This is a genomic window from Jeotgalicoccus huakuii (genome assembly GCF_036665975.1).
GTDB lineage: Bacteria > Bacillota > Bacilli > Staphylococcales > Salinicoccaceae > Jeotgalicoccus > Jeotgalicoccus marinus.
In genome coordinates, this window is record NZ_JAVIYN010000041.1 from 1 (window position 1) to 425 (window position 425).

Consider the following 425-nt stretch of genomic DNA (forward strand, 5'->3'; position numbering starts at 1 on the left):
GTATGTACATTGAAAACCGAATAGAAGTAAAGTAAAGAGAAAAAAGATTTCATTTCAAGCAGAAATAGAAACGAGAACGCAAAGTATCGAGAGATACACTCACAAATTTCAATACGATTAAGTATTGAAGGGCGCATGGCGGATGCCTAGGTACCAAGAGCCGATGAAGGACGGAACAAACACCGATATGCTTCGGGGAGCTGTAAGTAAGCGATGAACCGGAGATTTCCGAATGGGGAAACCCAATACCGCGAGGTATTATCCTAACGTGAATACATAGCGTTAGAGAAGGAGACCTGGAGAACTGAAACATCTTAGTATCCAGAGGAAGAGAAAGAAAAATCGATTCCCTGAGTAGCGGCGAGCGAAACGGGAAGAGCCCAAACCAGCATTAGCTGGGGTTGTAGGACATTCACAACGGATTG

The 425-nt window shown here is 44.0% G+C and carries 1 rRNA gene; it reads left to right on the top strand.

The annotated features are described in order from the left end of the window. Nucleotides 1-115 precede the first annotated feature (115 nt). A 23S ribosomal RNA gene (locus V6E76_RS11405) occupies nt 116-425 on the top strand; the annotation flags it as partial.